Here is a 15,772-nt window from a genome sequence, read left to right as displayed (position 1 = left end):
ACTACCACTATGTTCTCTTTCTAACTGACTTTCGGACCTTGCTGAATATGTGCCCTACTTCTTGACGGCTTCGGAGAAATGAATTCTCGGAGGAGTCCTTTTATCAACGATCTCCTAATTGGTAGGATAATGTCCCTCCTTCAAGGTGTCCCCGTCGGTCCAGAACTGTTGACCGTGGAGGCGGAGCATCTTTTCGTCAACCGCAAGCTGATCCTCGGAGACGGTCGAGATCGGCTGTAGATCAGCTTTATGAACCCAGTCGTGAATAGCGACGTGACTCCGTTCAATTCCATACTCACCAAGTAATTTACTTATTTCGCGTAGTGACATACCAGCCAAGTGGCAGCGGATCCCTACTTCAATCGCCCACCGCGGAGTTCGATCTCGCTCCACAAACGACAAGTCGATCCACGCGATACCTTCGCTGAGGCGGTCGAATTCTGCCATAGACACTCAGAACTCGTCCGCCTCATCCTCTAACTTAACGCGATCTTGGTATTGAAGCTAACTTTTAATACATATAAATTCACAAGAATAGGCAGTCTTGAATGATGAGGAGTCTGCTCAAAGCGTGATCGATCTAAGCTTCTCCCAGTTCGCGGGACTATTCTTTGGGATTATCGGCACCGGGAGCGGGCTTTTCGCCGGCGCGTATCGTGTTCTCAGTCAAGACTTGCCGATTCCCTCGGCAGCTGTACTGTCAGGTGTCACTTCACTCGTGATTATCGCCTTATTAATCAGCTTGTACAACCGAATTACGATTGAACGTTTGAAGCGGGGGGAATTATGACTCCAGACGATGTAATTGAACTGTTCGTCGCAGGAATCATCCTTGTTATTGGTGCGTTCGTCGTTGCGACGATCAGCGCGCCGAGTATCGCAAGCATCCTCGATAACATTATTGTTGAAGTTATATCCGGTCTTGTCTATGTAATGGTCGTCTTCGTGATCATTGCGATGTTTTACCAACTCTTCAAAAACATATGAATTCCCAAACATTCAACGCGGCTGTAGAATATTTCCTCAAGAAATCACATGAGTAGAACTGCTTAGAGTCGGGAAAATACAGTTGAATTGCTGGATTCGCGCCCTGTATTCAGCGAGCTACGTTGAACATCAACGGAAGTCGATAGAACTAGTGACGATAGGTTCGCCCTTTTCAGCAACCGGCTGTTTCAGACAAGAATATGTCTGAAGAAGAGGATTTTAACAGGGCCAAATTAACTTATACCAAATATGAATAAGACGCGTCACACACAATCTAATTCAAAATGGGAACTCGGTAGCAACCTTCGGAGGCGTCGGGACACTACCGGCAGTCGCATCCCCACCCCTACTACATTCCAGAGAAGTTGCCCGTCTCATCCCCAATCGAGATCGACGACGAGCTCCACACCGGTGACTGGGATTCCGGCCGTTTCCGGAAACCGGATATTTCCACAATCAGAATCGAGTGGAGGCGGAGTAATAGCGGAAGCGTTCCAACGGCGATCAGAGCCTTTCCGGAATCCACCCAGTCATACTTTTATGACTCACACCGGAACTAGTCACTCACCGACAGATGATTCGCGATGCTCGCGTTCTCCGTGCCGGGTTCGTCCCTCGTGAGGTCGAGCATCGCGACGCCGAGGTGAACCACCTTTCCAGCGTCCTCGAGCCGATCACAAACGACGAGCCCGCCGACACGGCGATCGTCACCGGCCCAAGCGGCGCCGGTAAGACCTGCATCTCGAAGTTCGTCACCGAGCGCCTTCGCGAGGAGGTTCTCGACGTCGAGGCGACCTACGTCAACTGCTGGCGGAACCACACCCGATTTCGTGCGCTCTACCAGATTCTCGACGATCTCGGAACGACGATCGACATCCACCGTCAGTCGACACCCCACGACGAACTCACCAATCGACTCCAGGAGTACGACGGTCCTCGAACCGTGGTCATCCTCGACGAGGTCGATCAGCTCGAGGACCCGAGCATCATCTACACCCTTCATGATCTCCCACAATTCGCGATCATCTGCATCGCGAACACGGAAGAAGAGCTGTTCAGTCAGATCGACGATCGCCTCGTGAGCCGCCTCCGGTCGAGCGAGCACGTCCGGATGGACAAGTACCACGACGACCAGTTGTTCGACATTCTGCGTGCTCGCGCGAAGTGGGGCCTCGACGAGGACGTCATCGTCGACGACCAGCTCTACCGGATCGCGGATGCGGCCGCCGGCGACGCCCGCCTCGCGATCGGAATTCTGCGGACCGCGGCCAGCAAGGCCGATCGCGAGAACTGCGACCGGATCACCGACGACATCCTCCTCGACTCAGCCGAGGATGCACGTGCCCAGATCAAACAGAAGAGCCTCGAGTCGCTCACGCCCCATCAGCGCGTCGTCTACGAAATCGTGCGCGATCACGGGCCAATTGGACCGAGTGAGATCCACGAGCACTATTCCGACGACGTCGACGATCCTCGAACGAAGCGGACGGTCCGGACATATCTCTCGAAGATGGTCCAGTACAACCTCCTCGAGGCCGAGGGAACGAGTCGGGATCGGGAGTACTCGATCGTCGATTCGAAGGTCGCTTCGCCCATGGGGTGACCAACCTCGCTCACTACTCGTTATTTGACGCTCGCCGTTTGATCAGGTATCCGAGTCCACCTGCTGACGCGATCGCCTGTAGTACACCGAACCCAGGTTGTTCCTCAGCCGTTACGTCATCCTGCTCTGGAGTCGGACTCTTCGTTGGTTCCGTACCTGCTGTTGAGACATCGCTGGAGTTCGCCGCACTACTCTGTGGATTCTCAACCACCTCGATCGGACTCCCACTTACTCGTCTCCCATCAACACGAAACTCGTACGAGCCAGGAGTGTCGAACGAGTGCTCAAACTCGATCGTCTCGCTTTCACCAGGCGATATCTGCTTTTGTTTCGTACTGATCTCTCGCTGATCGACGCTCAAACTCGGCGTTGCGGTTGCAACACGGCTCACTCGATTTTCGATATCGACGGTCACGGTGACCGACTCGTCGACGCCGATTTGATCAGCGGATCGGCGCACAGATAGTCCGAACAATGCGTGCTCAGCCGTCGAACGTTCTCGGTGAAAGGCGACGATATCATCGAGCATCTCCCCGTTCACCAAGTGTCCGACACCCTCGTACACTTTGGATGTCATACTCGCGCCGGCTTCTTCGTACACGGACATCGTGATTGGGAGCCGTTCCGTGATCCGGTTTTTGCCGTAGACGTCGACAGCCCGATCGCCATACTGTGTGGAGATTCCGTAGTACCCTCGTGGATCCGTTTCCGGGAGTGGCTGGTCTTCTTCACCGTTGAAGAAGAACTGATCAATGTTCATCCAAGCCTCTTCGTCGAATGATCTCCCCGTGAGATCTTCATAATCAGCCGTACCGAGCGGATAGGGCAGGCGTGTCCCGTTCAGCGTGTCGTGGGGGAGCGGAGCTGCACCCGTCCCGCCAACCGAAATGGTGCTGACTCGACCTGGATGCAGGAACGCAAATCGCGACGTGAACGTCCCTGCTCCCGAAAATCCCTCCATGTGAATCAGATCGCTTACTGGGTATCCTTCATCGCCCAGTCGTTCTCGAGCGTCATCGATCATGTTCACGATCTGCTCGTCAACCCGCTCGATCGTCTCTTGTGGGAATGCGTCGGTTGTAATGTCGTCCAATCCGGTTTCCGGCCGTAACGTTTGAATCGCTAAGGTTTGGACGAGATCTAGTCCGTCTTCGGGTAACCGCGGCAATCCGGGGATAAGCCCCGGGAATCGAAGCTCACCAGCAGCCCGGAATTCACTATCGGTGATTTGGTCTTGCAGTTCATCCCGTGTTTCGACCCGTGGGGCATTGTTTGGCTGAACGTAAATCGGACGTTCAGTTGTCTGATCTGTCGTGGGTTTAAACAGAGCGTACGGAAGGTAGAATCCGGAATCAGGATCGGCTTCAACGAGTTCGACTGCCGGTCCTGCATCCGCAATTGACTCATCAACCGCCACGAGTGCACTATCCCGGGCAAGAAGTTCATCATCAGCCCAGATCTCGGCCCGTATCTCCTGTGTTTCGGGGATTGGCTTACTCAGTTCGAGAGGTCGATCGGTAACGTCGGTACCGGCACCCAGTTCGATCGTTCGATAGTTGATGTTGGTTCCGTCGACTTGATGATCCGAAATGATGATGAGTGTGGCTTCGACGTCGGTTCGAGCCTCTGCGACGACGATCGTCTGACCATCCGTCTCTTGATCGTCGATCGCGATCGACGCATCTGTGGACTGAGCAGAGACTGATCCTGAGTGACCGATCGCAGCCACACCGACAGCCGAGACGGCTGACCGTTTCAAAACTCGTCTCCGGCTCCACGACGGAGTCTCACACCACATTATAACACCGAATGCAGATGTGAATCACTAAATGATTTGTATATCGTACGTACATCCAGTCCGATCGCGTTTGTTCTCAAACGATATCGTAGACAAACGTAGCGAACAGCCTCGTAGTCACTCACCTTGCTCTTGAAGAAAAATATTCACAATGAGACGCGTGTTTTGTGGATTAACAATAAGACGATATGTGCCATCCAGTTCGGCAGTATGTGTTTCCATCGTCGTCTCCGACGATCGAGGTCCTGCAGTAAGAACATCGTTTCCGTTCGGATCTTGCAACGTAAATGAACCGGTATATGGGGCGCTCTCGGAGCCCGTATCTCTCACACTAACGCGGATCTCGGTCCCAGCCAAGACGTCAAACTCTACCGTTTCGGGACTCCGACTTACGGTCTCAGAAATATCTGAATCCTCGCCAAGAGAGATGTTTCCTTGATCTAGCTGATATGCGGCCCACACTCCAACGGAACTCACTACCACCGTCCCAGTGGCGCCGATATAGTGACGTCGGTTCATAGAGTAATTCCAGTACAATTTCGGTGCTTTCTATTAACATTTACTCAGACGGGGTTGATACTCCTCTGACATTGGTTTATTCAGCACGGCCCTTCGAACAACAACGCCATTTATCGGAAAAGTTGGTTGAGAGTCACAACCAAGTAGCCATTTTATCCTGCAGCGTAGATTGCGTAATTGAGTATGACTGCAAACGAAACCCATCCGAGATACGGAACCAGCAATGCGGCCGCGATACGACTAACCCGAGAAAATAGAACGATTGTGGCAACAATTGTGGCCCACAGCAGAAGGATCAAAACGAGTCCCAGATCAGCTCGCTGAAGCCCAAAGAAAACCGGTGTCCAGCCTAGATTCAGGGCAAACTGGATGGCGAATATACTGAGAGCGACTTGGACAGATCGTTGATCCGTTCCATGCCGCCAGACGATGAATAAAGCTGCTCCCATCAGTGTGAACAGGAGCGTCCATACGATTGGAAAGAGAATTTCCGGTGGATAGAACCACGGACGGTCGATCCATCCCGTATCTGCACCAAAGAATACCGCCGGTAATGCCCCAAGCGCATTCACCGATAGAATCACCCCAAGGGCGATAACTCCCTCACGTGTCGTTAATCCATACCGTTGAAACATGCCTCCCTCTACTCTAGGAGTAAAGGTAGTGGTTGCGTCTGATGAGACTTAACGTACGTAACCTGCGGGCCGTCGTTGTCTGCGTGGGCCGCGGTCACGCTGATCGACGTCGGCCAAGAGGCGACCTGCGGTTGTGCTTGGCGATGCAACGGACCTGATTCTTCGGCGATCGGTCACGAGATCGACGTGAGTCGCCGGGCAGATACGGTCGTTCACCAGGGATACGGATGAGTGTTGGGCGACGATCGACGGAACAACAAAGGGGGAATGCAGCCAATCAGGATGTTGTATGATGTTGGGGGGTCGAATGGGTCGGAGTCAACTTTCCTAATTGGCTACACGGGAGATTCACACACAGATGAGAAAAAAGACCGTCGGAACCGGACTGCACAGCCGGATTTTCGTGGAATTTGGACCGGCCTTGATGCCGGCGCGATCGTTCTGGTCGTAATCAACGTCGTCGCTGGATATCATCAGCCTGCCACCCAGTACACACCGTCCCGTTCACGACGGGCGACAGCCTGCTCGTTCATGGTCTCGTAGAAGGCCACGAACTCTTGGGCAGTCTCCGGTCCCGATTGATCCACCGACACCACTCCTCGAAGTCCTCGGCGCCGGACTGATCGGCGATGTCGCGAAGCGATCGGGCTTTGGTTCGATCGTGTATTCGTAAGCCGCCAAATGGTGTCAAAATATAGCTGACACAACTGCTTACATTCATCTGCTCCGGCAGACAGCCACTACTTCGAGTCTGTTCTTACTCAGATTTAGGAAAGTATCTCACTAGCGGACTCGGTAGCTCTGATACGTTTTTCATCATCACGGTAGTAGTATTCATCAAGAGTCGTTGAGAGGTACTGATAGACCTGTTTTCCACTTTCTAAGTTCCATTCGGATGCGAGCTCTTTGTTGCTCGTTGGTTCCAGTCGGAGAATGTCCTGTAACCTTCGTCGGTCAGTATCCGATAGATCGCCGTCTGGTGATAATGATTCCTCGTCCGCCGACACGTCGGCATTCGGTGTATCCTTCGGCTTTGCATCAATTTCGCCGGCCGGTTCGAATGGTGAAGCAACGAGGGCTCGCATTTGTTTGCGGGTCTCTGGCGTGATATCGAACACGAATCGATACTTGTGTTGGACCCATCCATCGGTTTGGTCTCCTTCAAAAACGTTCTGAGAGTAAATCACTCGATCAACATCGACGCCGATTGGGATTTCCTCTGGCGCAACGACACCCAGTGTTTGGGTCCCCGGTTCCATGTCCACGAAATCCACGCTATACTGAGCTGGAAGCGGCGAATACTGTTCAGTAGCCAAGAATGAGTTCTGCATTGACTCATAATTGTACCCGTCTGTTCCAACATACTTCGTCTCCGCTGATCCCTGCCATTTCTGAACGTATTCAGACGTGTTCTCGATATGGAACAGGGCGAGAAATCGATTCGAAGTGTTTGCTGAATCACGCTTGTGCTCCCAGACGAGATCAGTAATGTCCGTTCGAAAGAATCCGAGGAGAGATACTTGAACAGGACCTTGGTGGATCGACAAGTCATCCGAAAGCCGTCCACGAATTGTCTCGGATGTAACTGGCGTGCTCAACCCGAGTATCGAATCCGCAAAGCCCTCGAATGCAGCATCACGATCCTGCCGCTGCTGTTTTGTCCCAGTACTGTCTTCGATCTGGTCGTACGCTTCCTTGATTCGCTGAAATTCTTCTTGATCCCCTCCTTGGTCTGGATGGTGTTTCTTTACCAGGGCCTGATACACTGCCTTGACAACTTCCTCGTCGGCATCCGGATGAACCCCAAGAACGTCGTAGGGATTGGCCATATCGGGTGATTCGTGAGAGTCATTATAGTCTTCTCGTTGGCCACCTCACACTGGGCTAGTTGCTTTATCGGAAGGCTCCAAGCCCTGACAGAGGATCCGATTCGCGTCGAACTACTCATACACGACACTGTTGAAATCCTCTTTTCAAACATAAACATAACACAGCCGATGAAAAAAGGTGTCAACCTTAGCGTGAAGAGTGCGGCCGAGTAAGGGTGAGTTGGTGACCCGAAGATGCTCGAGCCCAGATTAAGCAGAAGAGCCTCAAGTCACTCACGACCCATCAGCGGGTCGTCTACGAAATCGTGCGCGATCACGGGCCACTCGGGCCGAGTGAGATCCACGAGCGCTATTCCGACGACATCGACGATCCCCGGACGAAGCGGACCGTCCGGACGTATCTCTCGAAAATGGTCCAGTACAACCACCTCGAGGCCGAGGGAACGAGTCGTGATCGAGAATACTCAATCGTCGATTCGACGGTCGCTTCGCCGATGGGGTGACCGTGACGCCGTCACCTATCCGGAACTACACTCACCGAGGCCTGCTTGGTTGTGGTTCGATGACCAGCGGATCATCGTTTCCGGGATGTTGAGAGACCGTCGTGGCGATGATTCCAAGCACTGTACCCAGATCTTCCTCTTTCGTTGAGCCGGTTGGGTCGGTACTCATACTGAATCGTGCTATCGATTACCACAGATCCTTATCACTAAGAGAACTGGGTCAAAAGTGGCTGGATATGGATAAGGAGGAGTTAGTTAACTACGTCGACCAATCAAAGTCTCTTCTCGAGTCGTCCCCGCAAATGGACGAACAGAATACGCGACGAAAGCTCATTGAGCCGCTTCTGGAGTTGCTGGGTTGGGATATGCTCTCCTCCGAAGTCGAATTAGAGTACTCGGTCCAAATGGGTGTGGGAACGAAGAAAGTCGATTATGCCTTGGAATTAGAGGATGCACCAGTGGTTTTTGTCGAAGCAAAAGGAGCTGACACGGCTATTTCATCAGGACACCGAGACCAACTCACGAGCTACATGCGCCAGACTGGTGTGGACTGGGGGATGCTCACCAACGGAACGACGGTGGAACTCTACAAACGAAAACAGGATAGCCAGAGGCCTGACGAGATACATCTTGGTAACATAGATCTGAATGATTTACCGGACAGGATCGGGTTACTTCGGGCCTTCTCTCGAGACTCTATTGCATCCGGAGAATCAGAGACGATCGCCGAAAACGTCGAGACCACCCGCCGAGCTGCGGACCAACTTCGGGAAAATAAAGCGGAGATCTCAACGCGGATAGCGGGTGTCGTTACAGATGAAATCGGAGATGCCGTCTCACAGACAGTGCAGGACGGGGCAAAGCAATTCGTCGACGTGTTAGCGTCATCTCTCGAACGCCAAGGTCGAGATGATTTCTCGATAGGAGGAAGAAACATTGAGGAAATCGAACACGGCGATGAGTTCGAGTGGACACCTGGTAAGGGGAAAGACGCTCTCGCGGGAACGATTGCACGGGCGGATATCCCCGGACCGCCGAATAGCCAGATAGCCATCTTCCCCACGAGAATCTCAGGCATTCAGTTCCTCAAAGAGAACAACGCCTGGGGGTTCGTCCGAGTTGGTCAGGATCCCGACTATGCAGCGTTCTACGTCGCGGGTGGCCCGATGGAAATCCAATACATCGCGTCTATCAAAGAGATCGTTCCTGCAGAGGAGGCTACTTTGGCTCGCGACCAAGAATCGTACATTGGCGACGAAGCAGATTTTGACCCCGGTGATCAGGTTGTCATCTTCGAACCCGGCAGTTTGTATGAGTTAGAAGACCCGATCCGGTACAAGAACAAGGCACCGCAGGGTCGTGTTTACACAGACCTGAAGACGTTCAAGAACGCATCGACTACAGAGGACGTTATTTGACTGACGATTCCTGGCTAGAGTTCGTCTCTCATCGAAAGACGGTGGCGGGATAACCACTCTTTCTGCTTTGGACCGGCGATCGACCCGATTCGTCGGCAGCATCCTCAAGGAGATGGGAGGTGTCGATTACACAGGCAGGTCCCGAGATGATCGTTGTGTCAATTGCCGCAACGAATCCGCCACGAAGCAGATTCCCGATCGTGTCGTAGGAGAAGCCACGTGTCCCGTGGAATACGGAGTAAACCGTCGCTACAGGGATGTAGCCCGCATCAACGGGGGACAGTGCCGCTCATGATGTAGTAGTCGTGGTAGGGTTCTCCGCCCCACAGTGTTGCATCCATCAGCGGTTCGTGTGTGACATCGGAGAAGCCCCCCTGGAGGAGCACGTCGCTCAGTTCGTCGGGCGGTCGGCCGTGGTACATCGGCAGATCGTCGTGTATGGCTTCGTACTCGTCCCACGGCTCGTCGTGGTTCCAGTACCCCTCGATCAGGAGAACCCGCCCACCTGGCTCGACGACGCGTTGCCACTCCTGCAGTGCTGTAGTCGGATTGGGAAGCGTCCAGACAAGGTGGCGAGCGGTTACCAGTTCGGCGGCGTCATCCGGCAGGGCGAGTCGCTCCGCGTCCCCTTGCTGGAACGCGATCGAGTACTCGGTCTGTCGAGCCTTCGATCGGGCGTGTTTGAGCATCTCCCGGGCGACGTCGACGCCCACGACGTCGTGGCCGAGTTCTGCGAGCAACAGCGAGATGACCCCTGTCCCACAACCGACGTCGAGTATCCGATGGGAGTCGTCCCCCGTCCATTTCCGCAGCACTGAGAGCCAGCGGTCGTGCTGTTCCTCGGAGTGGATTCCGTGTTGACGCTCCTCGTCAAATGTTGCTGCCCGCCCGTTCCAGTGTTGCTGGACGAGGGGCTTGACGGTATCATCGCCGTGCGGTGGCGGTGTCATAGCGAGATTTCTTACTCGTGTTCGCTACTGCTCTGGATTTTCATAGTCCTACGGATTCGATCGAGATACACGCTATCTCACAGCTGATTCGATGGCACGCGCTGTCAACAGCTATCCCGAGCTGAATTCGCCGAGTCCCGATTGCTCGTGTTCGAGCGGTTCGATGATCTTCGGATCGTCGTTGCCGGGATTGTTAACCCGCGTGGAGACCTCGTAGGCCGCTAAATCGTCTTTTGGATACGGCTGACACAACCGCTTGCGTGCATCTGCCCCGGCGGAGAGCCACTCGGACTCGACGTCTTTCGGAAGGACGACCGGCATTCGATCGTGAATCGGCTTCATCAGGTCGTTCGGATCCGTTGTCAGGATCGTTACACACGAGATCGACTCGTCGGCACCGTCCCAGACGTCCCAGAGGCCGGCCATCGCGAACGCCGGATCACCCTCGCGGTGAATCCGGAAGGGCTGTTTCGATCCTCCGTTCGTCGATCGCCACTCGTAGAAGCCCGACGAGAGGACGAGACAGGGTCGAGAATCCCACGCTCGGTCAAAGACGCGTTTCTCGTCTGCGGTTTCCGAACGAGCGTTGATCATCCCCGCTTCGGGCTCGTCGGCCCAGAACGGAATCAGGCCCCAGTGGTAGGTGTCGATCTCGTCGGAGGCCTCGTTCGTGATGATGTGGAGATCGTCGCCAGGCGCGATGTTGTATCGGGGTGTATACCCGCCGTCCGCGACGACCTCGGCGTCGAATCGAGCCTCGAGGTCAGCCTGATCGATGAAAAGCGAGTTTCGGCCACACATACATCCGGGTCCGACCGGGAGAGTCTTCAACGTATCTGGAAATGTGAACGGCTCTGACTCGTTCGATTAGAGCTCGGTCGGGGGCAGTAGCTCACAGAGAACAGCTACTTGGTCAAAAAGTGCGTCGAAGAGCCGTTCAGTCGGTCGATATAGCGCGTGGTGTTCATCAACAGAATAAGGCGTTTTCTCATCATCTGTGTGTGAGAGAAATCCGCTTTCAAGGAGTGGAGCAAGGGCACTTTCCAGTGCAGTTCCGGAACGGCCAGACTCGACTTCGAGTGTGTGTCGAGAGAACTCAGAAAGGAACCGTGTACGAGGCGGTCATTCAAGAGTTCCCACACCTCATTCCCTCCCGCTATGTGTGCGCAGTACAGAGCTGAGTTCTAGATGTTATGTGTTGGGCGAAAATACCGCTCGATGGTTCTGTTGAATTCCTCAGCGGCTGATACAAACGGCCTGCTGAATAGAGGGCGCGAATCTTTCACGAAGCACTTTGTAGACTTCAATTAGAGGTTGAAGACCCAGCTGGATCATTAAATGAATCGCGGGTCAACAAGTGTAATAGATCAAATCGACTCTGGTCAATCTTCTGCCTCTGATTCAATTTCCTTCTCGCCCTTGGCAACCTCTCTTGCTTCGAGTGCTTCTTCAATCACGACCTGCCGTTGGGCCTCATCGAGGTCCTTGTCAAGCGCGTCCAGTAAACCGTCGAGGAACTCGTCGATGTCTTGATTGACATTCACCTCGGTGTCCTTGATGACTACTTGCGGTGTGGTTTCTTCAGCAGGATCTTCTGAATCTTTCAGGCGGGCTTTCCGCGCCTCATAGACTGCCCACGCTGCCATCGCAAGTTCCAGGATAGTTACCCAATTCTGAGCGACAGCTTGCAGAAAGAATGCTCCAGCAGCTGACTTTTGGACTTCAAACCGGGCGGGGATATTGCCTTCATCGACAACTCCTTTCAGCCTGTGATAATCGTCCCCAAAGCCTCTGTATTCAAAATCCACCGCATCCGGATCCCAATCATCTTCGGCACTGTTTGAATATCCGACGAGAGTGATACTAAACCCACCGAGGATGTCTTTCTCAATCTCATTCAATCGATTTCTCTCATCTTCATAGATCCCCACTCCACCAACAAGATGTGTCTTTTCTTCAGCTTCTCTGACACCTGCCCATAGAATCTCACCTATTATTTCGTCTCTCTTGTGATGGGCAGAAACAAGCCTTCGTTCGGGGTGTTCCTTCATCGACTCAACGAATTTGGGATACAAATCAGCTGGCACAACGTGACCGTGTAGATCGGCCTCAGTAGTATTGAGAGAACCTCTGATACAGGCACAAAGCTGCTTATCCGTAACTCTGTCAAACTCTATGTCATTATCAGGTTGCACGGGTCGTGGACTAAAAGATGTTCCAATCGGTAATAGTATTTGACCTTTCCATAAGTAGGGGATTATGAAAATCTTGCTGTGGTGAACTGATACTCTGTATTCAGCACGGCTCTAAGAACATATCACTGGTTGAGGATTTCAACAGAGCCCGCTCGATATACTAAGACTCATTCAAGTCTGAATCCTCACCCTCACCACCCACTTCTTCCTCGCCATTATCCTCGGACTCGTAGCCCTTCGTCCAGAGATAGTAGGCTATGTACCCTGCGATCGCTGAGACTACAATGAAAGATCCGGCCTTGATCTCGACTATCCGCGAATGGGAAGGGGAGATGATGAACAGCAACCCCAGAGACATCTCAGTCAAGCCGACAACGAGTAAGGCGAAAGACCTCCTCAGTCGCGTGGACTTGTCCTCCAAAACACCCCAGTTGCTGTTGACTGTCTTGGCATAGTTTGTAACTATGATAGAATCATACTCATCAGCCTCTAACTCACTCTTAATCAAGGATTCAGCAGTATCAGTCGAAGGCCCAAACCCGATCTTGATCCCCAGCATCACAATAATCGCATAGACAAGGGACGCGAACAGGCCGACTATCCCGATCAGGACCGGCGGAGTATCAATCAGGGCGATACTAGGCGTCGAATCTGAGGTACGCAGCAGGACAGAGATACCTGTGAGATAGATACCGATGAGTGCGATATTCGCTCTGATAGCCTTCCAGGCCTTATCCTCGAAGTTTGAGACCGACTGAAACTGGTCGGCCACCATCGACTGATATCTATTCGCTAAATCGCGCTTAGAACTGATTGCCTGTTCTCCTCCTCCAGAGGCCTCCCCATTCTTTTCCTTCTGCCCCTCCTTTTCACTTCCAGACATAGATTCAGTACTCGCCTTTCTCCGGCTCAGTCAGGTCGCTCGTGATAGTAGTCTGTGTAGAGTCGTCACGGATATCTGACCGAACAGAGGTACCGGTGTCGACAGCGTTTTCGCAGTACCATTCTGCGAAGATGTGAGCTAAGTCAGCCAGATCAGATCGACGGGTGACAACGTCTTTGTGATCTCTTCGTTTGTCCTGGAGATTACGGAACTTAACCCGGTACTCGTCGTCAGATACCTGTTCAGCAGCCTCGACTCCAACGAGATACTCCAGTGTAGACCGGATCCACTCTTCCCGAACTCCGTTGCCAGGGATGTATTTCCGGTTGAGCATCGCATAGAGTTCGTCAACCGTGACCTTGAACTCGATAATCCGGCGCGGATTCTTACCCTGCCAGATGACCTGTTCGGTGTCATCAAGGCAGTTGAAGAATACGTTGTGCCAGAGGTAACAGGCGAAGTAGAGTTCAGAGAGTTCCTTGTTACAGAGGACGCCTGTTGATTTCTTGTCGTCGAAGAATCCAGGCGGTGAATCGATGGTCTCGAAGCCGCCGTCCCCTATGGAAAGACGAGTGCTGATCTGCTTACGTTCCGGGAGCACGTTGTCTCGGAAGTTCTGATCCACCTTTGACAGTCTTCCAAACTCGTATTTCGGATTCGTGTTTTGATCGACGTAATCGTAGCTGAGCAGTACCAGATTTGAGTCGAACTGAACCTCTCCCTTGGAGAGGAAGTTCTGGACCCTGTGTTCCGCCGTCTGAGCATTCTGATTGCTGATGAGCAAGGCGATATCATATTTTTCGGGTATCTCGGTATCTGACCCGTTGACCCGGAACGGATAGCCCTGGTCATAGCCGGAGATTTCCTCTAAAAATTTCTTCAGATCTTCTTCGTCTCGAGGAAGATTATGCTGGACGTCGAACAGGATACCGTAGTCTTCATCGAAATAGGCTGTAAAGGTCGGAGTCAGCTCTGACCCGTTGTACTGGATACTTTCCTCTGGAAAGCGATCGAAGGTGAAGTCTCGGAATTCAGAGCTATATTGGTCATCAAGGAACTCTTCCCAGGCAGAAACGACATCGACGTATCTGTCGTATCTCTCAAATCTATCGAAGGTTTGGTCAACGCACTGTACGAAACTATCTGACTCTGTCACGGGTGGTTATGCTGCTGAGAAGTAGTCGTCGAAATCGCGTTCCTGCTCCTCCTCGGCTTTGACTTCCCCCTCAAGGAATCCTTTGTTAATTTGGTCGCAGATCCTGCTCAGTGACTTTTTCGAGGCGTTGAATCCGGGGATGATCGAGATATCGCTGTCCGATGTGAGGTAAACATCGACGCTGGTTCCGTCGTCGAAGTCGAGAACAGATGCGTGCATATACGGATTGTCGTGGTAGACAGTAACAGAGGTGCGTTTTATCCCCTTTAGTGCCTTTATCAGCCGTTTGTTCTCCTCGACACCAGTTATCGAGCCTTCTTCGTACTGGATTTTGATTGGGTCTGTATCTCGAGATCCGTACTCTCTGTCACGGTCCTGGAAGAGCTCTCCTTTGTCAGAGATGAAGGAGGCTAAGCTGTTCAACAAGACGTTGAAGTAGAGGTCGCTGGAGCCTCGGATGTAACGAGTTGCTCCGTTACGGGACACGAAGAACTGGAATGCCGTACCCGTATTGTGAACGGTGAGTTCGATTTTGTCGACGTAGAGATCATTGGTTGAGGCCTCGTTGAAGACTTCGTAGTATGGCTTGTCCTCGTGGTATTCGATTTGCGTGTCCTCTCCGGTCGACTTGAGAACGGCTTTTTTCACCACGAGATTGCCGTTCACACGGTTATCGAAGTTCTGGATAAGGCGGCGGAGATCTTCGCTGGACAGGAAAGATCCAGTAATCTCCGAAGGGAGAGTCTCGATGTAACGGGTGAGCGCTTTGTCGAAGAAATCCTTGTCAGAGACCGTGAAAATGGTGTATAGTTTCTCCTCGGAGTGACTTACGATGAAGAAGTTATCCTTGAACTGCCGGGAGCCTCCTTCGTACGACTCGCCTTCGATCTCTCTGATCAGGCGACCGCTCGTGAAGACCTCTTGATCCTTGACTGAAACACTGTATTCCTCTAATGGGTATTTGTCGAAGATCTCTTTCGGAGTACGCTCCGAGATAACAGTTAAGGCCCGGACAGGTTCTTCGCGGTCCTCTATAAGCTCCTCAATGTATGCACGGAAGGAAGTCTCCGTCTCGTGTTCCGCGAAATCGTAAAGAGTGCCTGTCCGTTCCATTTTTCAGTGTGTGTTTTGTCAGGGATACGTTTACAGGTCCGAGTCTTTTTCCAGCCTGATTATTATTCTTTTCCTTGAGTCTCACTCTTGCCTCTGGCGATAGCGACTCCTCCCTACTCTATGCTACACACTAACACGACTTATAAGCTGGCAAAGCACAGTAATAGTGTATCATAGACCGGT

General features: G+C 52.6%; 12 protein-coding genes and 2 pseudogenes. 4 read left to right on the top strand and 10 right to left on the bottom strand.

The window, feature by feature from the left end:
* Window positions 1-150: 150 nt before the first annotated feature.
* Window positions 151-447, bottom strand: a pseudogene (locus ACZ5YD_RS00410) (IS6 family transposase); the annotation flags it as partial.
* 339 nt (window positions 448-786) lie between these two features.
* On the opposite strand from ACZ5YD_RS00410, the gene ACZ5YD_RS00405 reads away from it, so the two are divergent.
* On the top strand, window positions 787-987 hold the full coding sequence (locus tag ACZ5YD_RS00405; protein ID WP_379739468.1) for a hypothetical protein: 201 nt from the start codon (window positions 787-789) through the stop codon (window positions 985-987).
* A gap of 574 nt (window positions 988-1,561) precedes the next feature.
* A complete protein-coding gene (locus tag ACZ5YD_RS00400) occupies window positions 1,562-2,590 on the top strand; it encodes a Cdc6/Cdc18 family protein (protein WP_379739471.1) in 1,029 nt (342 codons plus the stop codon).
* A 13-nt stretch (window positions 2,591-2,603) separates the two neighbouring features.
* On the opposite strand, the gene ACZ5YD_RS00395 is transcribed toward ACZ5YD_RS00400, so the two are convergent.
* The 3 genes from ACZ5YD_RS00395 to ACZ5YD_RS00385 all read right to left on the bottom strand — a co-directional run bounded on the left by ACZ5YD_RS00395 (window position 2,604) and on the right by ACZ5YD_RS00385 (window position 7,371).
* Complete coding sequence (locus ACZ5YD_RS00395) at window positions 2,604-4,319, bottom strand: alpha/beta hydrolase (RefSeq protein ID WP_379739474.1); 1,716 nt, start codon at window positions 4,317-4,319, stop codon at window positions 2,604-2,606.
* A gap of 740 nt (window positions 4,320-5,059) precedes the next feature.
* Entirely contained in the window at window positions 5,060-5,542 is a 483-nt protein-coding gene (locus tag ACZ5YD_RS00390; protein ID WP_379739477.1) for a TspO/MBR family protein, read from the bottom strand.
* Between the two features lie 767 nt (window positions 5,543-6,309).
* Window positions 6,310-7,371: a DUF5797 family protein gene (locus tag ACZ5YD_RS00385; RefSeq protein ID WP_379739480.1), complete on the bottom strand. Its 1,062-nt coding sequence runs from the start codon at window positions 7,369-7,371 to the stop codon at window positions 6,310-6,312.
* Between the two features lie 230 nt (window positions 7,372-7,601).
* Here ACZ5YD_RS00385 and ACZ5YD_RS00380 point away from each other — a divergent pair.
* Together ACZ5YD_RS00380 and ACZ5YD_RS00375 are read left to right on the top strand one after the other, a co-directional pair.
* A pseudogene (locus ACZ5YD_RS00380) lies at window positions 7,602-7,874 on the top strand (BlaI/MecI/CopY family transcriptional regulator); the annotation flags it as partial.
* 236 nt (window positions 7,875-8,110) lie between these two features.
* Entirely contained in the window at window positions 8,111-9,292 is a 1,182-nt protein-coding gene (locus tag ACZ5YD_RS00375; RefSeq protein ID WP_379739483.1) for a type I restriction enzyme HsdR N-terminal domain-containing protein, read from the top strand.
* Window positions 9,293-9,561: 269 nt separating this feature from the next.
* Here ACZ5YD_RS00375 and ACZ5YD_RS00370 read toward each other — a convergent pair whose 3' ends face one another.
* From ACZ5YD_RS00370 to ACZ5YD_RS00345, 6 genes are all read right to left on the bottom strand, one after another.
* Entirely contained in the window at window positions 9,562-10,242 is a 681-nt protein-coding gene (locus ACZ5YD_RS00370) for a class I SAM-dependent methyltransferase (RefSeq protein ID WP_379739485.1), read from the bottom strand.
* A 111-nt stretch (window positions 10,243-10,353) separates the two neighbouring features.
* Complete coding sequence (locus tag ACZ5YD_RS00365; RefSeq protein ID WP_379739488.1) at window positions 10,354-11,043, bottom strand: SOS response-associated peptidase; 690 nt, start codon at window positions 11,041-11,043, stop codon at window positions 10,354-10,356.
* Between the two features lie 581 nt (window positions 11,044-11,624).
* The gene (locus ACZ5YD_RS00360; protein WP_464384447.1) at window positions 11,625-12,293 is read right to left on the bottom strand and encodes a hypothetical protein; all 669 of its coding nucleotides are present in this window, start codon (window positions 12,291-12,293) and stop codon (window positions 11,625-11,627) included.
* A 304-nt stretch (window positions 12,294-12,597) separates the two neighbouring features.
* Window positions 12,598-13,320, bottom strand: coding sequence for a hypothetical protein (locus tag ACZ5YD_RS00355; RefSeq protein WP_379739494.1), 723 nt, complete (start codon window positions 13,318-13,320; stop codon window positions 12,598-12,600).
* A gap of 4 nt (window positions 13,321-13,324) precedes the next feature.
* Entirely contained in the window at window positions 13,325-14,476 is a 1,152-nt protein-coding gene (locus ACZ5YD_RS00350) for a hypothetical protein (RefSeq protein ID WP_379739497.1), read from the bottom strand.
* A gap of 6 nt (window positions 14,477-14,482) precedes the next feature.
* On the bottom strand, window positions 14,483-15,589 hold the full coding sequence (locus ACZ5YD_RS00345) for a hypothetical protein (protein ID WP_379739500.1): 1,107 nt from the start codon (window positions 15,587-15,589) through the stop codon (window positions 14,483-14,485).
* Window positions 15,590-15,772: the final 183 nt, after the last annotated feature.

Source organism: Halopenitus salinus, from assembly GCF_055397165.1.
Note: the sequence above shows the minus strand (reverse complement) of the source record. Positions and strands in the feature narration are given on the sequence as shown.